At 32.5% G+C, this 21,446-nt stretch carries 21 protein-coding genes and 2 pseudogenes; 16 read left to right on the top strand and 7 right to left on the bottom strand.

The window, feature by feature from the left end; translation table 11 throughout:
• Window positions 1–72 precede the first annotated feature (72 nt).
• Both nfsA and A6754_RS16475 read left to right on the top strand, forming a co-directional pair.
• Window positions 73–822, top strand: a complete 750-nt coding sequence (gene nfsA / locus A6754_RS16480; protein WP_066448230.1) for an oxygen-insensitive NADPH nitroreductase — start codon at window positions 73–75, stop codon at window positions 820–822.
• Window positions 823–1,962: 1,140 nt separating this feature from the next.
• Window positions 1,963–2,835 (top strand): annotated as a pseudogene (locus tag A6754_RS16475) (protein prkA); the annotation flags it as partial.
• Window positions 2,836–2,913: 78 nt separating this feature from the next.
• On the opposite strand, the gene A6754_RS16470 reads toward A6754_RS16475, so the two are convergent.
• Complete coding sequence (locus tag A6754_RS16470; RefSeq protein ID WP_066448224.1) at window positions 2,914–4,521, bottom strand: recombinase family protein; 1,608 nt, start codon at window positions 4,519–4,521, stop codon at window positions 2,914–2,916.
• A gap of 353 nt (window positions 4,522–4,874) precedes the next feature.
• On the opposite strand from A6754_RS16470, the gene A6754_RS16465 reads away from it, so the two are divergent.
• Window positions 4,875–5,177 (top strand): hypothetical protein, encoded by a 303-nt coding sequence (locus tag A6754_RS16465; RefSeq protein ID WP_066448222.1) that lies wholly within the window; start codon window positions 4,875–4,877, stop codon window positions 5,175–5,177.
• Window positions 5,178–5,982: 805 nt separating this feature from the next.
• Entirely contained in the window at window positions 5,983–6,339 is a 357-nt protein-coding gene (locus tag A6754_RS16460; protein ID WP_066448220.1) for a hypothetical protein, read from the top strand.
• Between the two features lie 94 nt (window positions 6,340–6,433).
• Here the strand turns inward: A6754_RS16460 and A6754_RS16455 are convergent, their stop codons facing one another.
• Entirely contained in the window at window positions 6,434–6,721 is a 288-nt protein-coding gene (locus A6754_RS16455; protein WP_066448218.1) for a hypothetical protein, read from the bottom strand.
• Window positions 6,722–6,849: 128 nt separating this feature from the next.
• Between A6754_RS16455 and dcm the strand changes: the two genes are divergently transcribed.
• The 4 genes from dcm to A6754_RS16430 all read left to right on the top strand — a co-directional run bounded on the left by dcm (window position 6,850) and on the right by A6754_RS16430 (window position 10,067).
• A complete protein-coding gene (dcm, locus tag A6754_RS16450; protein WP_066448213.1) occupies window positions 6,850–7,836 on the top strand; it encodes a DNA (cytosine-5-)-methyltransferase in 987 nt (328 codons plus the stop codon).
• Window positions 7,823–8,989 (top strand): type II restriction endonuclease, encoded by a 1,167-nt coding sequence (locus tag A6754_RS16445; RefSeq protein WP_066448210.1) that lies wholly within the window; start codon window positions 7,823–7,825, stop codon window positions 8,987–8,989. The genes dcm and A6754_RS16445 overlap by 14 nt, the downstream gene beginning before the upstream one ends.
• Window positions 8,990–9,043: 54 nt before the next feature.
• A complete protein-coding gene (locus tag A6754_RS16440; RefSeq protein WP_066448207.1) occupies window positions 9,044–9,346 on the top strand; it encodes a DUF960 family protein in 303 nt (100 codons plus the stop codon).
• Between the two features lie 379 nt (window positions 9,347–9,725).
• The gene (locus A6754_RS16430) at window positions 9,726–10,067 is read left to right on the top strand and encodes a hypothetical protein (protein ID WP_066448199.1); all 342 of its coding nucleotides are present in this window, start codon (window positions 9,726–9,728) and stop codon (window positions 10,065–10,067) included.
• Window positions 10,068–10,182: 115 nt separating this feature from the next.
• On the opposite strand, the gene A6754_RS16425 is transcribed toward A6754_RS16430, so the two are convergent.
• The 3 genes from A6754_RS16425 to A6754_RS23250 all read right to left on the bottom strand — a co-directional run bounded on the left by A6754_RS16425 (window position 10,183) and on the right by A6754_RS23250 (window position 11,494).
• On the bottom strand, window positions 10,183–10,455 hold the full coding sequence (locus tag A6754_RS16425; RefSeq protein ID WP_082851715.1) for a helix-turn-helix domain-containing protein: 273 nt from the start codon (window positions 10,453–10,455) through the stop codon (window positions 10,183–10,185).
• 156 nt (window positions 10,456–10,611) lie between these two features.
• On the bottom strand, window positions 10,612–10,932 hold the full coding sequence (locus tag A6754_RS16420; protein ID WP_066448189.1) for a helix-turn-helix domain-containing protein: 321 nt from the start codon (window positions 10,930–10,932) through the stop codon (window positions 10,612–10,614).
• Between the two features lie 16 nt (window positions 10,933–10,948).
• Entirely contained in the window at window positions 10,949–11,494 is a 546-nt protein-coding gene (locus A6754_RS23250; RefSeq protein ID WP_066448187.1) for a GNAT family N-acetyltransferase, read from the bottom strand.
• 204 nt (window positions 11,495–11,698) lie between these two features.
• Here A6754_RS23250 and A6754_RS16410 point away from each other — a divergent pair, with 204 nt between their 5' ends.
• The 4 genes from A6754_RS16410 (at window position 11,699) to A6754_RS16395 (ending at window position 15,313) form a co-directional block, all read left to right on the top strand.
• Complete coding sequence (locus A6754_RS16410) at window positions 11,699–12,376, top strand: hypothetical protein (RefSeq protein WP_066448185.1); 678 nt, start codon at window positions 11,699–11,701, stop codon at window positions 12,374–12,376.
• Window positions 12,377–12,471: 95 nt separating this feature from the next.
• The gene (locus tag A6754_RS16405) at window positions 12,472–13,989 is read left to right on the top strand and encodes an SIR2 family NAD-dependent protein deacylase (RefSeq protein WP_066448183.1); all 1,518 of its coding nucleotides are present in this window, start codon (window positions 12,472–12,474) and stop codon (window positions 13,987–13,989) included.
• A gap of 309 nt (window positions 13,990–14,298) precedes the next feature.
• A complete protein-coding gene (locus A6754_RS16400; protein ID WP_066448176.1) occupies window positions 14,299–14,709 on the top strand; it encodes a GNAT family N-acetyltransferase in 411 nt (136 codons plus the stop codon).
• A gap of 265 nt (window positions 14,710–14,974) precedes the next feature.
• Window positions 14,975–15,313 (top strand): hypothetical protein, encoded by a 339-nt coding sequence (locus A6754_RS16395; RefSeq protein WP_066448173.1) that lies wholly within the window; start codon window positions 14,975–14,977, stop codon window positions 15,311–15,313.
• A 68-nt stretch (window positions 15,314–15,381) separates the two neighbouring features.
• Here A6754_RS16395 and A6754_RS16390 read toward each other — a convergent pair whose 3' ends face one another.
• A complete protein-coding gene (locus A6754_RS16390) occupies window positions 15,382–16,086 on the bottom strand; it encodes a helix-turn-helix domain-containing protein (protein WP_066448171.1) in 705 nt (234 codons plus the stop codon).
• 195 nt (window positions 16,087–16,281) lie between these two features.
• Here A6754_RS16390 and A6754_RS16385 point away from each other — a divergent pair, with 195 nt between their 5' ends.
• Window positions 16,282–17,931 carry a phage/plasmid primase, P4 family gene (locus A6754_RS16385; RefSeq protein WP_066448168.1) on the top strand — a complete coding sequence of 550 codons (1,650 nt, stop codon included), beginning with the start codon at window positions 16,282–16,284 and terminating at the stop codon, window positions 17,929–17,931.
• Between the two features lie 450 nt (window positions 17,932–18,381).
• Window positions 18,382–18,675, top strand: a complete 294-nt coding sequence (locus A6754_RS16380) for a hypothetical protein (RefSeq protein ID WP_066448166.1) — start codon at window positions 18,382–18,384, stop codon at window positions 18,673–18,675.
• 208 nt (window positions 18,676–18,883) lie between these two features.
• On the opposite strand, the gene A6754_RS16375 is transcribed toward A6754_RS16380, so the two are convergent.
• Window positions 18,884–19,450: a DUF4352 domain-containing protein gene (locus A6754_RS16375; RefSeq protein WP_066448164.1), complete on the bottom strand. Its 567-nt coding sequence runs from the start codon at window positions 19,448–19,450 to the stop codon at window positions 18,884–18,886.
• 391 nt (window positions 19,451–19,841) lie between these two features.
• On the opposite strand from A6754_RS16375, the pseudogene A6754_RS16370 reads away from it, so the two are divergent.
• A pseudogene (locus A6754_RS16370) lies at window positions 19,842–20,879 on the top strand (protein prkA); the annotation flags it as partial.
• 56 nt (window positions 20,880–20,935) lie between these two features.
• Window positions 20,936–21,124, top strand: a complete 189-nt coding sequence (locus A6754_RS16365) for a hypothetical protein (protein WP_066448160.1) — start codon at window positions 20,936–20,938, stop codon at window positions 21,122–21,124.
• Window positions 21,125–21,446 lie beyond the last annotated feature (322 nt).

The following is a 21,446-nucleotide window of genomic DNA, read 5'->3' as shown; positions in this document are numbered from 1 at the left end:
TGAGCATTTGTTCAGGTCTTGTTTATATCCTTTTCGAGGAAATCCTTATTAAAAAAGAGAGGGACATGACCCATGAATGAAACAATTAAATTACTTCAAAATCACCGCTCTGTTCGCTTCTTTGAGGACAAGCCATTATCAGAAGAACAAATCAAAGCGATTGTTGTCTCTGCACAGGCAGCTTCAACTTCCAGCTTTATTCAAGCGTATTCCATTATCGGAGTGACAGACCAAGACAAGAAAGACCAGCTTGCTGCACTAGCTGGCGGACAGGAATATGTAGCAAAAAATGGTCATTTTTTTGTATTTTGCGCTGATCTGCATCGGCATGAGCTTATTGGGGAGCTTGAAAAGAAGGATGTTTTGCCAACCATCGAAAGCACGGAAAAATTCATGGTTTCACTGATTGACGCAGCTTTAGCAGCACAAAATGCTGCCATTGCAGCAGAGTCCATGGGTCTTGGCATTTGCTACATTGGCGGTATACGTAATAATTTGGAAGCAGTTTCTGAATTATTGAAAACACCGAAACGCGTTATTCCGTTGTTCGGCATGACGGTAGGCTATCCGCAAAAAGAGAATGAGCAAAAGCCGCGATTGCCTTTTGAACATATTTACCATGAAAACGAATATAACCAAGACACCGAAGCCTATAAAAAGCAGCTTTCTTTATACGATGAGATCATCTCTGAATATTATAAGGAGCGTACAGATGGAAAGAGATCGGACACATGGACAGGCCAGATGGCTCAAATGCTCGAAAAACAAACAAGAATGTATATGAAGGAATTTGTGAAGAAGCAGGGGTTTGATTTGAGATAGTTTATAAACTATTATTTGGTGAATGGAGTTGTGAAAGCAGAGGGAATACACCACTGTAAACCAGTATCTGGTAAAAGGTGTCTCGAAAACAGAGGAAACACCTCACTAAAAACCAGTAATTGGTAAATGTTGTCGCGAAAACAGGGGAAACACACGTCTGTAAACCAGTATCTGGTAAAAGGTGTCTCGAAAACAGAGGAAACACCTCACTAAAAACCAGTAATTGGTAAATGGTGTCTCGAAAACAGAGGAAACACCTCACTAAAAGCCAGTAAATGGTAAATGGTGTCTCGAAAACAGCCGAAACACCCCACAAAAAACCAGTAAATGGTAAAAGGTGTCTCGAAAACAGAGGAAACACCCCACAAAAACCAGTAATTGGTAAAAGGTGTCTCGAAAACAGCCGAAACACCCCACGAAAAACCAGTAAATGGTAAAAGGTGTCTCGAAAACAGCCGAAACACCCCACTGAAAACCAGTAAATGGTAAATGGTGTCTCGAAAACAGAGGAAACACCTCACTAAAAACCAGTAATTGGTAAATAGTGTCTCGAAAACAGCCGAAACACCCCACGAAAAACCAGTAAATGGTAAATGGTGTCTCGAAAACAGAGAAAACACCCCATTAAAAACCAGTAATTAATAAACGGTGTGCCGAAACCGCTACGATCGCTCTAGTGTAATCCAAAAGTAAATGAGTACTGGAACCCAATAACCTTACTCTCAAAAAATAAAAAACTGCTGGCACAAACGCCAGCAGTTTTTTACTTTTTATTAATGCCTGGTTTATCGTCGTATCCTGCTGTGAAAATAGCAACAAGGAAAGCAGCCATGACACCAAGAATAATAATTGTACCCATGTTATGTATCCTCCTTTTTATGAAACATTCCACAAGCATATGAGTTTATTATATCCTATTGCAGGAAAACTGTGAATGTCATGTGTGAAAATTTTGTAAGTGTTTACTTTTCTTTGAGAATAAAGCTCTATTTCCCTCTGTTCCAAAGGGTTAAACAGCTATTATTGTTTGAACATTGTAAAAATTACCTGCTAAAACAATCCCTTGTTCGCGCATGTTCGATAAACAGGGCGCATACAGTATATTAATCGTCTCTGATAATGTGACAGGGGGAGGTCCATATGGATATTCTAAAAAAAATTGAGATGTATCGCCACGAAGAGGAAAAGCTGAAATGGGAAGGGACTTTCGGTGAATATTTAGAAATTATAAAAGAAAAGCCATGGGTTGCCCAGTCCGCACATTCACGTGTTTATAATATGATTAAAGACGCGGGAATTGACGATGTTAAAGGGCAGAAAAAATATCAGTTTTTCAGTGATCAATTGTTTGGTCTTGAGGAATCACTGGAAAGACTTGTAGAGGAATATTTCCATCCTGCTGCAAAAAGGCTGGATGTACGCAAACGGATTCTTTTACTGATGGGACCTGTAAGCGGAGGTAAATCTACTTTAGTGACTATGTTAAAAAGAGGGCTGGAAGCCTATTCCCACTCAGAGCGGGGAGCGGTCTATGCCATAAAAGGCTGCCCAATGCACGAAGATCCGCTCCATTTAATTCCGCATCATTTACGCAAGGATTTCCTTGACGAATATGGCATTCGGATTGAAGGGAATTTATCACCTCTTAATATGATGAGACTGGAAGAGGAATATGGCGGCAAGATTGAAGATGTAATGGTTGAAAGGGTCATTTTCTCAGAAGATCGGCGCGTTGGGATCGGAACATTCAGCCCATCAGATCCTAAATCACAGGATATCGCTGATTTAACAGGCAGCATCGATTTTTCAACGATTGCCGAATATGGTTCAGAGTCCGATCCGCGTGCTTATCGTTTTGATGGAGAACTGAACAAAGCAAACCGCGGTATGATGGAGTTTCAGGAAATGCTCAAATGCGACGAGAAATTCCTATGGCACCTATTATCTTTAACACAAGAAGGAAACTTCAAGGCAGGACGATTCGCCCTCATTTCTGCGGATGAATTGGCTGTGTAATCATCACTACTAAAATATATGTAGAGTTTGATTTAAATATAACCAAAAAGAAAAACCACTCCTAAAAAGGAGCAGTTAATTAGTTAAAGAATTTATGATTACCTTTGTATTAATATAGGCATTTAAGTTAAATTTGCCTTTGCCTGTTTTTTCAAGAATTACATAGTCGAAAATTCCTCTTAGTATTTCATTCTTTTCGCCTCTGGAAAGGTCTCCATTCATATATAAATCATAAAGACTTTTAAATCCTCCTTGTATTTCTTCTATATTGATGCTATCCATTTTTTCGCTAGCCATTTCTTCTTGAATTAAAGATAACTGCTTTTCCTTTTCATTTTGTTCTTTAAGTAATTCTTCTTTTTCAACATCATACTCTTCTTCAGTAATTCGTTCCTTTATTAACTGTTTTCTTAAAATGGTTAGTTCTCTTTCAATTTGTTTAAGACGATTTTCTAACATATTGATTAAATCAGCAGGATTTCCTTTGTCTTGAATTTTTTCAATATCAATTAATTCTTTTAACCGTTCTTTAAGAGTTGAAGAGTCTAAACTAATAAAGTCTTCTTGTAATATTCGTAAAAGTTCGTCTTCAATTGCTCTATACTTTATATAAACCTTACAAGGAAGACATTGCATAAACTCCTTTTTATATGAAGAAGTTGTTCCATCTTTCTTTACATAATTTTGAACTGAATATTGTCTTTGCATTTTATTTCCGCAAGACGAACAAATAATCAATCCTGCTAATGGTTGTGGTTCGAAGTCCAATTTCACTTTTGGGCTACTTTTGTTCTCTTCCATTATTTCCGCTGCTAAATGAAACTGTTCTTCAGAAACAATAGGATCATGTGCATTTTCTGCTTTTATCCAAAACTGTTCTGGTAACTTTTCTTTTTTTCCATTTCTTATTTCTGTAGTTCTAAATAAAACAGTTCCGATATAAACTTGATTTCTTAACATTCGCCTAACAACTATCGGCTTCCACTTTTTACCCTGTGGAGAAGGAATTCCCTCGGTGTTTAACTGATTGCATATTGCATTATAGCCTTTTCTATCAGTTTGACTTGTATATGCATTATAAACCTTCTTTACAACCCATGCTGTTTCATCGTCTATTTCTAAAATCTGCTTTTTAGGATTGAACTTATAGCCGAAGGGAATTCCACCGCCTCCAGTCATCCATTTCCCCCTGGAAGCATATGTGTATCTTGCTTCACGCATTCTTCTAGTTATTTTTCCATATTCTAGATTTGCAAAAAACATATGAAACTTTAAATATTCTATATCATTAAAATCAGAAGGATCATATATTTGGCTTGGAGTAATAACATATAAAACTTTATCTATAAGTATTTTTTCAACAATTCCCATTTGTTCGTAATTTCCCCGACCTAAACGGCTAATATCTTTAACAAAAATAGCATATGAACGAGCAGGGGCTTGTCTTATTTTTTCAAGAATGTTTTTAAAAACGGGTCTTTCTTCCACCGCATCAGCGCCGCTTCCTATTTCTTCGTAAATATCCCAATCATAATAGTTATAATAGTTTTCAAGACTTTTTGTTAAAGTGGTTCTTTGTTCTGTTAAAGTGTCATCTTCTGTTTTTTGTTCCCTTGCAATATCTTGCCTTGAACGTCTTATATACCCGAAAATATACTGAACTGATTCAGGTAACTTATCCATAGAAATCCACTCCCTAATTTTAGTATGTGGTTATTTCTATTATACTACTAAAAACGCAACTGTAGCACATACTAAACTTATTGTTTAAAACAAATTTAAAGTGTTTATTTGTTATTTTTAAATACTCAAAATATTAATCTTTTCAAAACTATTTGCTTTAAAAAAGGAATATTACTATTAATGTGTAAATGAAAATTATAAGAGGTGAATAACATCTCTTATTTATCTTTCTAGTGTGTAATATGTGTGCAAATACTTTAAATAGCAATTCGTATTGAATTGCTATTTAAAGCAGACAAATTTTAAGAAGTTTATAAGATTTGCAATTGAATATAAGGAAGGGGTGAGAAAAAATGAAATTTTATGGAAATGAAGTTAACGGAAAATTAGTGCATGTGAAGCAGGTCTACGGTTCGAAATTTAATGTTGTTGATTATGGCTATATAGACTTTTTAGGTGATAGACAATATAATATTCAACTTTATTATGTTTTGAGGAAGTGGGAAAACGGAAGGTATGTCTTTAAAAAAACTACATCTGAGGGGAAAGCCAATGCTTTGCTACTTACTGGTTGGGAACTAATCAAAGAAATCGGAACCAATTATGTACATGAGCAATTTGCAGAAATTATTGTAATAGATACAGTGATTGAATAACAATTTTGATATGTCATCAAAACAAGCCTTATTTGGGGGTCGTATAACTTGGATTATTTTTGTTATTAACCGTTAATAATAAATATGAATGATTATTAATGATTAATAATTGCTATTAATCATTAATAATGGTTCATAAGCAGTCTTAAGTAAGACAAATCATTACTAAATAATCATTAAGTGAGATTTTTTTCAGGGTAATCTGAAAAAAATTGCTATAGAGAGTAAATAGAAAGGAGAATAACCTAAAAAAATGAATAAAACAGGATATACGAGAATAAATTCTTCTTATTATTATTTTGGTAGGTAAACAGCCTAGAATCGCATAATTTGGGGGATTTTCAGCAATCCCCTAAATGCCTAAAATAAAGGTTTTTAATTTGCTGTTGCCAAAGTAAAGATAAGGACAAAAGAAAAATAGCCGGCTCAAAAGGTAATTAGTATCCGTATGGTGCTGCTGTTATCAAAAGGCATGCTATTTGTAACAGTAGCAGCCTAGTACCTAATCAAATCCAAATATCTTTACTTTTAAATTTAATAGTAAATAGTAATGGGGTAGTGATATGTTCGTTAAACATATTACTACCCTATTACTTGTTAGAATGAAAAATCTTATAAACTTCTTAATTTTTGGGAAAAAAAGATTGCTTAAAAATTACTAGGAGAGGGAAACCAATGTAATTGACTAACAGAACCATAGATTTTTTATTTATTGTATGAGTTTCAAATTACCTAATGTTTGTTGAATCAAACTGGACCGCGCTAAACTGAAAATATTCAAGTTAAATCAGTAGGGGTGATTCTAATGGATAAATTTGAAGCACAAAAATCAAAAGTCTATTTAGGTATTGTCTGGGGAGATAGTGATAATAAATTGAAAAAGTATCAGTTAACCAAATATGCTGCAAAGAGAAATTATGATATGAAACTTTCTCAGATTGTTCACATGGATTTATTAGATTTAGTGCTAACTGATTTTGGAGTTGATCAAATTGAACAAGTGATAGTTCATAATATCAGTGATTTTAGTGATATGACAGAGTTTTGTATGTTATACCAGATTTGTAAGGAGTTAGGGCTCCCGTGGGTTGTAGCAACTCAAAATATTCGGAGTGAAGACTTTAAAACGGATATTGATTTCAGAGCATTTATCAATTTTTAAATAGGAACATTTGTTCTTGTATTTTGTTATGTAATTAGTATAATGAAATTAAAAAGAGAATAGGAGGTTATAAAAAAGATATAGCGAAAAAACGCTATATCTCATTAAAATACTTAATTTCAAAATGTTCTGTTTTTACTAATTGTTTTACTAATTCTCTATCAAAATCATTTTCTAAAGGCTTGTTAATATAAATATAGTCGAGTTCAGATACTGGAGAATTTAGTAATTCCATTAATTCTATGCCCTCATTATGCCTATCAATAAATACACCTTTAATTATATGGTGGACTTCTAATAACTGAATCAATTTATTGATACGGCTAACAGCAAGTTCAGAGGTTTCTTTTTCACTTTTTTGATAATAAATTGCTATTTTCATCACTTGTTTCACCCTTTCTTGTAGGGTATTTAAAAAAGTAACTTAATAAGTTTAACACATTTGTCGATTCAAATACAAAAAAATATGTTAAAATTATTTACTAGGACAAGTTGAAGGGAGATAAAATTATGTTATATAAATTCATTGACTTGTTCGCAGGTATCGGTGGGATTCGTCTAGCGTTCGAAGAATATGGTCAATGTGTCTTTTCGTGTGAATGGGATGTAAGAGCACAAGAAACCTACCATGCAAACTTTGGAGAAACTCCAGTTGGTGATATTAGAATTGTTGATGAAAAAGAAATTCCTAATCACGATATACTTCTTGCGGGATTTCCTTGCCAACCATTTAGTATAGCAGGTGTTTCAAAGAAAAACTCTTTAGGAAGAAATCATGGATTTCTTGATGAAACTCAAGGGACACTATTTTTTGATATTGCCCGAATAATTAAGGAAAAACAGCCACAAGCCTTCTTATTAGAAAATGTGAAAAATCTAAGAAGTCATGATAAAGGAAAAACATTTAAAGTAATAAAGAATATTTTAGAAAATGAGTTAGGATATACGGTTTATGAAGAAGTCTTGAATGCAAAGGGACTTGTTCCGCAAAACCGTGAACGTATATATATAGTTGGATTTAAAAAACCTTTAAAGTTTGAATTTCCAAAAATTCCAAAAGAAGGACCACCTCTACGTTCTATTTTAGAAGAAAATGTAGAGGATAAATATACTCTTTCTGATAAGTTGTGGACGTATTTACAGGCTTACAAAGAGAAACATGCTAAAAAAGGGAATGGTTTTGGATATGGACTTGCGGATATAGATTCGTATAGTAGAACATTATCTGCACGGTATTATAAGGATGGAAGTGAGATTCTTATTCCCCAAGAAGGAAAAAATCCAAGAAGATTAACACCAACAGAATGTGCCCGCTTGCAAGGATTTCCAGATACGTTTAAGATTGTAGTTAGCAACACTGCGGCTTATAAACAATTTGGAAATAGTGTAGCAGTTCCAGTCGTGCGATTGATTGCTGAAAAAATGATACAAGCAATTGAAAACGATGAACTACTACTAGTTGAAGAAAAAAGGGTGATGGCACATGCAGGGAAATGAAGCACTATCTAGTGCGATTGAAGCGGCCAATCAAAATGGTCGCTTTTTTTGTAAGTTTATTTCGGCTAATGACGTAGGGATAAATGGAGCACATCAGGAAGGGGTTTATTTAAATAAGAAGTCTTGGGATATGTTCTTTCATGAACCAATTCCTTCAATAGGAATTCTAGATAGACAAGTAAAAATACATATAGACGATTGGGAACCATTTGAAAGCAGGGTTGTTTATTATACTTCTAAAAAGGAATTCCGTATAACTCAGTTTTGGACAAATACACCCTTCGAAAAGAATGAAGCAGTAGGGGCACTAATTGCTTTTATACCTGTTTCTCCTGACGACTATAAAGTATATTTATTTAATACAGAAGAAGAAATCGAGGAGTTCATTGATACATTTTCATTATCACTTCTGAATAACTTTGCAATTTACAATAATATAAATGGACAAGAAATAGAAGTGGTACAAACATTAGAAGATATAATTAACCAGTCAATTGAGGGAATTGAAAATTTTCCAACAACTGCTGAAATGTCGCAAATGTCTAGAGACATATTTATAAACTTTCACAAAAAGAAAGTGATCATACCTGATAAAGATTTATTAAATTGGGTGGATACTGAATATACCGTTTTTAGAATGTTAGAGAAATATATTTATAGAAATGAATTGGTAAAACCATTCATGGATATAGAACCTCTAATTGAATTTGCAAATATGGCGTTGAATAGAAGAAAAAGTCGTGCAGGCAAGAGCCTAGAAAATCATGTTAATTATATCTTTACTTCTGCCAATCTCCCTTTTAATAATCCGGGAAGAACGGAAGCAAAAAAGAAGCCTGACTTCTTATTTCCATCAACCGAGGAATATAAAAATATAGATTATCCTGATAATAAATTGATTATGCTAGGGGCAAAAACAACGTGTAAGGATCGGTGGAGGCAAGTTTTAAATGAGGCAAATAGAATTCCTCATAAACACCTATTAACATTGCAGCAGGGTATATCCAAAAATCAAATGGATGAAATGCAGGAAGAGAATTTAACCCTTGTTGTTCCAAAGCCGTTACATGGTTATTATCCAAAAGAATATCAAGAGCGATTATGGACGTTAGAGCAATTTATACGATTTATAAAAGAGAAGTATTCTGATTAATATACTTGAAGCCTCGTGGTACTCTTTTTAAGTGAAAATATTGGAGTGAAACTTATGTTTGAACCAAAGCAGGTTTATATTACAAAAGGGGTTCAAGAAAGTGTAAAACCAGAGATAATTACTGGTATGATGGATTCTATTATGGAATTCAAAAAGAATATTGTGGTAGATTATCTTCAAGTTTTTGATATAGCGGTATCTCAGAATGGAAAAACAACATATGTAGAGCATAGCCAAGAAGAGCCACCATGTAGGAAACAATTAATGATATCGAACATAAGTAATAAGTTTGTTGGACAAATTTTCATTATCGATGACGGAAATTGTATTACAGTAATGTTGGCTGAAGAATATTAAAATCTGAGGTGATTTATGCTTTGTGAATGTGGTGGTATTTTTAATGTGATTCGTGTTGAGGAATACCCAGATAATGTTAATGATAAAATTAACTATGATCGCCTTTGCGATGTCCAGTGTCTGAGGTGTGGCAAAGTATTGTATTCTCAGGCATATGATTTTGGGAAAAAGTTAAATGTAGTTAAAGATTTAAAAAACGATTAAATTGAGATACAAGAGGCTTAGTTCTAATTAAATAGAACTGAGCCTTTTGTTTGTAATAACTTCAATATTTAATATTCTACTAAAAATATGAATTTCATAGTATTTGTTCGTAACAGAAAAAATTAAACCTATGTATATTCTCAACTAGATAATAAATATTTGAGGAGGAAATGTTATGGAATTTTTCGAATTCACTTTTAATGTAGGTGATACTTTTGAGCATAAGTATAATGCGATTGAGAAATATGTTAATAGAAACATCAAAAAGAAAAGAAAATTGGAATGGAGGCCGAGGATAAACATACAAGTCGTTAAGGATAGAACTACAGTTCACCTTGAAAAAGACTTATATGACCTGAATAGGGTGTATAACCAAACTCTTTATATACAAGTTTTAGGTGGCGTAACACTGTATAATCATGTTTCACTTAATTTAAAATATCAAGCCGATGAAAAAAGTTGGTTAGTAACATATGTTAATAACTCTCCATTTGCAGGTTGGAGAAACTTATCGTGAGTAATACTTGAATTATTGAGATGCTATGCAGACTGGAAACTGATTCTGCTGAAGAGGTGAGTGAGTTATTAAAGGCCTTGATCAAGTATTTACGGGTTAATTTGTATTATAAAGTTTAATATGTACTATCTTCAAGCCTCTTCAGTGCCTTTTCGTATGCTGCTTTTCTTTCTCTTTCTTCCCAATCAAGATTTTGCAAAATTCGTTGCCAATAGATATTTCCTTCATCTGCATAAGTTTTTGCGGTTTCTCTCCAAAGATATGCTTCGGCTTCTTCAAGAACAACATAATATCGACTAGAGATTTTTAAATGAGGCATACCATCATCTTTCATTAGACTATAAATTGTAGAGGGACTTGTACGAAAATGATTTGCTGCTTCTTTTATAGTTAGGACAGTTCTGCCATATTAACTTTCTTTCTCTTTTTTATCATAGTTTTTTATCTCATTTAAAAAATTGGCAAGTTCCTCTCTAATTATTTTCCGTAATATTTCATCAATCATAGTCGGTGTCTCCTTTTTATGAAAATTAGCGATTTCAGCCTAAACGCTTTTTACATCCCAATGATTATCTGGATTAGTCCAACCAAATTTTTTATAATTCTCGATTGTTTCTTGAATCTCATTTTTATCAAAAATTATTCGAGTTTTAACTTCCCTATGAGGCATGGCCCTTGATAGTGTTAATTGCCGTATTATAGAAGTACCAATGCCAGTTAATGAGGATAGTTCTTTGATAGTTAAATATTTCTTTGCCGAATCGTCTTTATTGTTAAACAAATTGTTTATAACATTGGAGATTTCATCTCTAATGATAATTTCCAGAAGGCATTCAAATGAAGGATTGTTTAACTGTTCATTCATATAATTACCTCCTCCATTAAACGCTTTTCCATTCTAGATTACCAATCCTCAAGTTGTCACTTTTATCTTCAAATAAAACAACTGCGAAATGGTGTTTTTTGTAGAAGTGAATTAATCTTTCGAGATGGTCACTATCAACTTTGGAGATCCAGCCAGTGATGCTATTTATATTCCTCTCTCTTGCAATTTTAATTAATGTGTTCAAAAGAATGCTTCCGTAACCATGACTAGTAAGATGCTCTTCAATCTCTATATCTGCTAGAGAAATATTAGTAAAGTCCTCATTAAAGAATGCTTTTAAGACAGGATCAGGACGTAGAATACCTTTATTAGTTATAATTCTTATTCCAAGGAAAATCATTTTTTCTTCTTCCTTAGGGGTTTCTTCATAATAATGTCTATATAGAATTAAAGAATACTTCCCCTTTGCTATGGTTGAAATTATTTCAAATCCTCTACTTTTTAAAATTTCTGTCTGGTACTCTACCTCAAAATCAATATCATTTCTTCGAATTAATGGTGAAATAGTATTTCTATTAAATAATTGATTAAATAAATTCATTCGAAACCTCCTGTAGTTATACGGAATATATGTTCGTATTTGTTGTGTATTATTATATAATCTATGGTACAATTAAACTGAAAAATTTTACAAATTATTGAAGTTATTTAATAAAGAACGGGGTGTCTGGGAATTTAAGACACCGTTAAAAATATAAAAATTGACTTTGTTAAGCAATATATTTGTGTCATAGAGGTGAAAAGATTGATTAACTATATTATTGTGCTTTTAGTGTTATTGATAATAGGTTTTTCTTTGATTGTTCGTGTTGGTCGTACTCAATCAAAAAATTTAGAAGAAGCGTACGAGTACCTTAATAAGTTTCGTGAATACGGTAATAGTCTAATCAAAGACAATGAGGATTACCAAGTCTATGAATGGCTAACAATGAGAGGTCCAAAAATGCAAGCCAAGGTTGGGGAATTAGGAATTGCAAAGGGTTTTATTCCTCCGTTTTCAAACATTCAATATAACACATATCAGATTATCGTAAATGCACTTCCTACTTTAAGAGATGAAGCAAGAGACCCAATGAGAAGTTATAATAGCCTTCAGAATAAAATAGTCCATAATTACCTCACAATGATTGATGATGTGCTATTAAGATACATAGGAAGGTTAGAAAATAGACTTGAAGATGTTAGGACACAATTAAAAAACCCTTTTATCTGGTTAAGAGAGGGTGTTCAATTTTTTGTACAAATACCAATTCTCCTTCTATATTGGAGTGGACTAATTAAATATACTACTTACTATCGCTTTTCTAATAATTTCATAATTAAATTTATAAACTTCCTAATAATATTGATAGGATTAGGTAGTTCAATTATTACTATAGTGACAGGGTATAATCCTTTTATGGAGATTTTCAACAATATGTAGAAGTAAGAAATGGGAATTAGTGAGGTAAGTTTCATTAAACTTTTAATATCCTATTGGAATATTATTTAGCCATTAAATGAAAGGAATGTGGTGAGATGTCTGAAATACTTAAAGAATTATCGCTTATGGCAGCAGACCATAAACTTGTACCCTTCTTGGGTTCAGGTTGCTCTGTACCACAATTAAAATATGATTGGGATTCAATTATTACCGCTTTAGCAAAAGAAGTAAATACGGAGGAGACAGACCATTTAAAAGTGGCACAGAAATACGTTGATTGTTATTCAAAACAACAGTTGTGTGACTTTTTGAAACAAAGGTTTTATATTGAGAACTTCTCAGACAAATTAGGCTATGCGCATTTAGCCGTAATGAGTCTTGGAACGGGCGTTATATATACAACAAACCAAGACAACGTTATGGAAAAATGTTTTGAAAAGTATGGACGAAAATTTAAACTTATAAAGTCTATTGAGGACTTTTCGAATTCTAAGCCCGGTGATCGTTTGTATATAAAATATCATGGGGACTTGTCTTTACCAGAATCAGTTGTATTTTCGCAACAAGATTATGAAAAAAGAATGCAAGATACAGATCATTTCTTAAATATCAGATTGAAATCAGATTTATTGGCAAAGCGATTATTCTTTATTGGTTACAGTTTAAGAGACAAGAATATACATGAAATTTTAACGGAAATTCAAAACGTTTTTAAAGGTAAAATGCCGAAATCTTATATGCTTGTATATGAACATAGTAAGGAAATAGAAGAACGCTGTAATCAATTTGGAATTCATTTGATAAATCCATTAATTGAATTTCCTGAATGTAAAACTAACCAAGAAGCCTTTGAGAAGTTTTTACAAGAGTTTGTTACCCAAACAATGCTGCAGAAACATGAACAACAAATCAATGATATCTTTAGACCTTTAGTTCCTGCTACACAAAGAGTGGTATCTCCATTGGAGATAGAGTCCCTCGATAGAATAGTTGATAGAGATGAATTTAAAGATGCTTGTTCAAAGTTTAGAGCAATAATGGATCAATCATTGATACCTAAAGATTTGGAAAGTGAAGTTTTAAATATCTTTAGAAAGTTAATAGTTAAATGCTCAAATGAAGCAGAGTCAGAAGCATTGAAAAGTGCTGCATTTAACCTATATATATCTGATAAGAAACTCAGGGTGGAACTCGTGATATTACTTATGACAACAGCAAATGTGAGAGAAAACGAGAACGATATATTCAATCGTTTACATATTCATGTTAAAGGTGTTCCTGAAGATATTTATATATACGCAGTGGCTTTTGCAACTGAAAGACTATTATCTTGGGGTAGAAAAATAACTGATAGTTTTAGGGTGCATGTAACGTCTTGGGTTGAAAGAAGTTTAGATTTTGAAGAACTAGATGAAGATACTCAAAAGTTCATTAAAGGATATTTAGATAAAGCATGGGAAGGATCAACTATATATGAACACCCAATAAAAAGACAACAAAGATTAAAAAAGTCTGGTTTCCCTAGATTGGGTCGAAATAATTCAAGTGATCAAATCTTATCAAGGATGATGGAATCATTGCCAAAGTCATTCAATAAGCCATTTGAGGACTAGATTTACTATAATTAAACCAAACCATGTAATTGCATTTGGTTAGTTGTAACTATTTGAGATTTGCAAATTTATTCTAATAGTGGGGTATCTCCTACCTCTTTTTTGAAATAAGAAAGTATAATTCTCTTCTTCAACTAATGGGGCGGGTTAGCAATATAGTAATTTATTGGTAGTAAGTAGGAGTATGATGAATTATGTCGAAGTAGTAATAAATAATAATTTACGGCAATAAATCGAAAGGAGGTATTAGACAGTGGTTAAATTATGGTTCAACTCTTCAAATTAATATATTTTGAGGAGGAAAAATGAATGACGATAAATTTCAATAATAGTAAAAATATAAATAGAGAACAATTAGAACGATTATATAATGATGTAGAATGGTATGCTTATACAAAAGATTTAGAAGTTCTTCAACTGGCAATAGAACAGTCATTAGAAGTTATATCTGCTTGGAATGGTGAAGAATTAGTTGGGTTAATTCGTATTATTGGTGATGGATTAACAATTATCTATATTCAAGATATTCTTGTGTTAAATGCGTATCAAAATCAAGGAATTGCTTCTCAAATGCTTCAACAGGTTCTGAAGAAATATAAAAATGTTCGCCAAAAAGTTTTATTAACAGAAGAAGCCCCTGATGTAAGACATTTTTATGAAAAGAACGGTTTCCAATCTTGCGATAAGGGTTCTTTAGTAGCATTTGCAAAGTTAAGTTAGAGAGATTCATTCAAAGATTTATATAGTCATTTAAGAATAAAATACAAAAAGCGTAGCATCAATAATATGGTGCTACGTTTTTTTGAAGATTCATCAACTATCTTGAAAGTTTGTGAAAATAAATACTTAAAGTAACGGAGGAAAAAGTTGAACAAGGGAATCATCGAAATATGGTTTTTTTCAAGATATTAGTGAAGTTAACTTGAAGATGATTCAGATGCGCGTTAAGTTTTCAGTAAATGAAACTTAACAGGAGTTGATTATTATGCACAATCTTAATGAAGAAGGGATATATGAAGGTGAAATTTTAAATCTTGAAGACGGAAATTTAGAATTAGATATTACATTAACAAGTGAGGGTAGTGGAATTTCTGAATTAGATAATACGATTATCTTTATAACCCGCAAGTGCAATCCGGTAAATATTTTTGTTATTAGATTTGGTAAGTTAGTTTTAATGAGAATGAATGGTACCAATGATTTTTTAGGTAATAACGGCATATATAGTTTATCTATTAAGGATTATTTTTTTATTGGCCCGAAAAAACAAACTGTACTATTCATTAGTGTTAAAACAAAAGTAAATATGTGTAGCATTGAGTGATTTCAATATGTCTATGATAAAAAAAGCAAAACAGCATACTATGAAATAAACGCTGTTTTGCCTTTTATTTATTCTCCCTCTAGTTCAGTAAGTAAATTGATTGCCCTCTGTGTTGTGGCGATATTTTGCTGTAAGTAGGATTTTAGTAAGGATATTTTTTCAGACCTCTCTAATTGTGTATTTGTCTCCAAATTATCAATAATATGCTCATTAGTAAAATTATAATCTCCATCGTTAAAAAGTTGTATGTTCTCTTTTAATAATTGAAGTTCAGCAATATTAAAATTAGGGCTTTTTGGTGTTTCAAATACACTTAAGCAAATTTCAACCAAAGTATTAATTGTCGCAATGAATTGCTCTTTTTCTTCACCATTAAAATCTTCTAATGTACGCCCATTACATATTGTATTAAACACTAATCCGAATAAAAGAACATGCCTAGTCTCTTGGTTTGTCAGTGTATAGTTATTTCTATCACTAAAATACATAATAACTTTTTCTTTTGCAAACTCTTCAAATTCATCTAGAAACTCATAATCCCAAGTATCAAGAAGGTAGTCCGTATTTTGTACCAAATAGTCAACAGAGGTATTAAAGATGTTTGCTAAATCAATAATGTCTTCTAACGAAGGGCGTCTTACGTTAGTAAGATATTTTTGAAGGCTAGACTTTGCAAAGCCAAATTCTTCTAAGAGTCTATCTTTATCAACCATCCCGTTAATATCCAATAGATGATTCAATCTATCACCAATCATTAATCTTTCATTATTCAAAATAATTCCCCCTTTTTTTATCAATTCTATCCTGTTTTGTCGTTTTTGTAAAATAAAAAATCTGTTTGGTCTTTACAAGATGTGTAAATTCATCTATGATGATATCAGAGGTTAGTTAAATCTAGTCTCAAAAAATAAGGGTGCCATCAGAATACTACATCAAAATATATCCCTTCCAATAAGGGAGGATATAAAATGACAAAGACAAAACAAATGGAAAACTTTAAAACAGAGGATTTAGGATTATTACAAACAGAAAAGAACGATTGCAGCACTTTAGAAGTGGTGGATAATAGAACTTTTCTTAGTAAATTAAGTAATAATGAGATTCTTAAAATGGTGGAAGAAAAGAAAATGGGGGCGATAAAGCATAAAATTGAAGGGTGGATGGAGATTAGAAATCAAATTCCTAGTATGGATTCTTTTGAATTCGAAGATATACCACCTTTTATGGACCGTGATAGCAAAAAAAATCTTTATATTAAAAGGGATCTACTAGTAGATTATATCCTTAGTAAATATCACATTTTTGTTGTAGAAGATGTTTTATATGTTTATGAAGAGGGATATTACAAGCGTAGTAGTCCAAAAAAAATAGGGATGTTAATAAAAAAAGAACTGCCAAATGGCTATGATCTTTTTAACCCTACTTTAGATAAATATATTACACATTCTATTATGAAGGATGAAAGAGTAGTTGCACCAGTAGAAATTCTTTCACTGGAAGTGCGATACATTAACTGTAAGAATGGCTTGTTTGATACGGTTGAGCGAAAACTGATAGAACATACCCCATCTATATTTACATTTTCACAATTAAAAGGAAACTATGATAATAGTAAAAAATCTGTTATCTTTGAAAGTTTTTTTGAAACGCTAGTTCCTGATCAAGACAGCCGAAGAACAATTTGGGAAATAGCAGGTCTAGGGTATAGTTTGTATAATGTGAAAAATGGACATCTATTGATGAGTGGTGATTCAGATTCTGGAAAATCAGTATTATTTAAATCATTGTTCACATTACCTCTTTCAGGGGATATGATGGTTGCAACCTCTTTTGAACAACTTACTAAAAAGAATAGTGAGTATGTCGTAACGCTACGTGGGAAAACAGTAAATGTGGCAGGGGAGATGTCACCATCAACCATTGGAGATTTAAGTCAATTTAAAAGTCTCTGTGATGGGGAACCGATTAACACCCGTGGATTGTATGAAAATGCAACGGAGTTAATTAATACTGCGACATTTGTATTTGCTTCAAATTTACCGCCTATCATGAATGAAGCATCCGCTTCTATTAGTAACCGTATCAATTACATCTATGTTAAGAAAAACTATCAAAAACATGAAAAAGACGAGTTGTTGCTAAATAAGATATTCTTATTTGATATTGATTATATTATCACTAAAGCAATTAATTCTTTAGGAGATGTATTGGATAACGGTATGAAGGTTTTTGTAAGCGAAGAAATAAAGAAATGTAGTGCTAGATTTACTAAGTCAACAGACAGTGTTGTTTCATTTGTGGAAGATATGTGTGTTACTAACGAAGGTGCTTATATTTCACCATCGCTATTTACGGATATTTACAATGCCTATTGTTTAAATGAATTAGACCAAAAATCTAAAAGGAAGCGTGAGACAACAAATATCATACGTCAACGTTATAAGGTTGAAACAGGTGAAGACCGTGATATTCGTATTCCTAAAACTAGATTCAAGGGTTGGAAAGGAATTATGATTGACCCAGCGAAAGTTTTGGAATTTGATTGGTATTCAAAATTAGATTCTGAACTAAAAGAAAAACTAAGAGATGAAAGATTTAATTTACTAGAGGTTAACTAACTGAGAAGAAAGTGAGTTGTTGATTACATCCCACTTTCTCTCGTTTATCCATGGGAAATCCCGTTTTGGAAATTAATAATGGATAGATAAACCCTTGATATAATTGGTTTTGTACAATTAAATCCTTTAAATCCCGTTTTTTTCGTGAAGATTAATTATTAGTTATTAGTTATTAGTTATTAGTTATTGAACCATTTTAAATATTATTTTTATGGTCTTGTAAAACAGGATTTTCAGGATATTACTAATTATATTCATTGGGAAGCCAGTATTATCAATAATTTAGATAATCCCGTTTTGAAGATTCTATGTGGGATTAATCCCATTTTAACAGGAATTTCAACTTTTTAACGTATTACTTTTTACAATAATAAAAATAAACAGACTATCGTATCTCAAAACACTACATCAAAACACTATATACATAGTCTCCAATTGGAGGCATATGTTATGAATGAACTAGCAAAAACATTACAAGAAATAAATCCCTTTGAAGCGCATATAGTGGCTTCAAGGGGAGGGATTGAAATAAAAGATACTTGTATTCCAGAGAAAGAGAAGACAATTACCCAACAAGTTGAGGAAATAAAAACGCTTGAAGGTAGTCATGGAACAATTAAGATATTCAAACAATCCCGTGAAGTAAAAGAGACAGATCAAGATATCCATTCATTAATTGCAAAAGTGCTGTTAATGAAACAAAAACGATTAGCCAGTGGAGAACAAAACTCTTCAGTTCAGTAGTACAATAATTGAAAAAGTATTTTCAACAGCAAAATAGTGACAGTTAAACAGTTACTACAATCACAACTATTATTTTGACTTATAAAAGGACTTAGTTTGCTTTATGAACTAAGTCCTTTTGTCATTATTTTGGAATTTGAATATTAAACTAACGCACTCTTTATTGAAAAGGATTAAAATTTCCCCCGTTATATTTTGAATTTAATCCTTATTTAACATTAACTACAAATTTATCTCCAGGAAAGTCACCATCATTTTCAGAAAAAAGGATTTCCTTAATATTATCAGCGCCAGTTCCCTTATTAACAGCAATTACATCTGTCCCCACATTTTTACCACCTGGGCGAAGGTCTGCTGGAGAATAAGTATCATATTCAGAATTGGGTTGAAAAGCAAGTGGAACTATTTCCTTACCATTTCCATCATAAATTCTGCATTGATTTAATGATAAAAAATTCGCTTCTTTGTCCCCAATATTTTCCACAGAAAGATCCATTGCTATATAATCATAGCGCTCATCATCCCCATCAACAAGTCTAACATTATCTACCATTACTTTTAATGTGGCTTTAACATTACCATCTCTACCTAAGCGTTTATTATATGTAAATTCCTCTCCTAAAGAAATAATATGTTCCTTATTCTCACTTAGTTCCTGTTCCTTATTTCCGAGTATTTCCTGTTCACTATTTTTTTGTGGTGCCGTATTTGTTTCTTCGTTACAACCTATCAATAGTAAAATCATAAAAAGTCCAACAAATAATTTCGCTTTCACAGAATCGCACTCCTTATACCGGTAAAATTGTGTATTTTTAACTTCCGTAGATTAGTATACACTAATACATGGAAAATTACATTTTTTCTAAATATTAGGTTACATACAATCACCTTTAATTTAATTTCTCTGATTTTATCAATGAATATGAATTTAGGATTGTATCTATAATCCTTGTCTTTAAGCAATATTACGTTGTGTGATTTCTAAATCATGATGAGAATAGACTGCTAATTTAAAGGAGATATATAATTTTCTTTTTAGTACCAGAAACTGATTGAATACTGATAATTAAATTTTACTGGCTTTAATATGTATAATTTATCAAGGATATTGTAAAACTACTGAAAAACACATATTTTTATATTTTAGTAGATATGATACCACTATCAATGAATTAATTGTTGCCCATACGAATGAAACAGAGTATCGCTCATTCATCTCTAATAAAAAGAATGAGGCGCTTCATTCCAGAATCATCGTCATGCCGATTCCATATAACCTAAAAGTAACGGAAGAAGAAAAAATATATGAAAAAATGATTCGCGAAAGTGATGTATCTGAAGTGCATATTGCTCCGCATACATTAAAGGTTGCAGCCATGTTTACGATTTTAACGAGACTCAAAGACCCGAAAAAAGGGGATATTGATTTAGTTAAGAAGATGCGCCTATATGATGGTGAAAATGTAGAAGGCTATGCGCTTGCAGATGTAGAAGAATTGAAAAAAGAGCATAGTGATGAAGGAATGAGCGGCATTGATCCGCGTTATGTGATCAATCGAATCTCATCGACCATCATCCGCAAGAATATTACGTCTATCAACGCACTGGATGTCCTGCGTTCTTTAAAAGAAGGGCTTGATCAGCACCCTTCAATTACAGCGGAACAAAAGGAAAGATATTTAAACTTTATCTCTCTGGCCAGGAAAGAATATGATGACATTGCGAAAAAAGAAGTGCAAAAAGCATTTGTGTATTCATACGAAGAGTCTGCAAAAACATTAATGGAAAACTATCTTGATAATGTTGAAGCATACTGCAATAAAGTAAAACTTCGTGACCCGCTGACTGGTGAAGAAATTAATCCAGATGAAAAATTAATGCGGTCGATTGAAGAGCAAATTGGTATTTCGGAAAATGCGAAAAAGGCATTCCGTGAAGAGATCCTCATCCGAATCTCGGCTTATGCCCGCAAAGGAAAGCGATTTGATTATAATTCACATGATCGTCTTCGTGAAGCGATCCAGAAAAAGCTCTTCGCTGATCTAAAGGATGTCGTGAAAATCACCACTTCTTCAAAGACACCAGATGAACAGCAGCTGAAAAAGGTAAATGAGGTAGTCGCACGCCTTATCGATGAACATGGCTATAATTCATCATCTGCAAATGAACTTCTCAAGTATGTGGGAAGCTTATTAAATCGATAAAAAGCTTATGTTTGAGGCTGTCCTGCTCAAGGGTAAAGAATACTTGAGGTGATAGCATGAAAAAGTATGAGCTTGATAAAAACTTTAAACCGCGCAATAGTTCAATGGCTGAGAATGTGGAAGAAATGAAGAACCTCGGAAACCAAATGGAGAATCTACGCACTAACAAGGAATTAAAGGAAGATCAAAAAGTGCCTGACCCCGTCCAATATAAAGAAGCAGATAAAAACCTTCGCCGTTCGTAAGCGAAGGTTTTATTTTCCCTAAAATAATATTTAGGCTTGTCCAAAATAGATTTTCATGTACTATTGTCGAAATAATTTGTAAATTATTTTGTCTCATTGCATATGATGAAGTAATACACCATTTTTAATATGGTCAAGAAATGTTAAGATAGCTGTTATTACTGCCTTCTATGGTGAAATATCTTATTTGACACTCGGAATATAGTATGTAAGCAGCATATTAAATGTGCATGAAAAGTGAAGAAATTTTTAAGCAATTGTACAGCAGGTTTACGAAGTGTTTGCTCCATTTTTTCGCCAGTTTAAAAAGGAGGGATTTAAT

This window comes from Cytobacillus gottheilii (assembly GCF_001636345.1).
GTDB lineage: Bacteria > Bacillota > Bacilli > Bacillales > Cytobacillaceae > Cytobacillus > Cytobacillus gottheilii.
The sequence above is the reverse complement of the archived record's forward strand: the minus strand, read 5'-3'. Positions and strand labels throughout refer to the sequence as shown.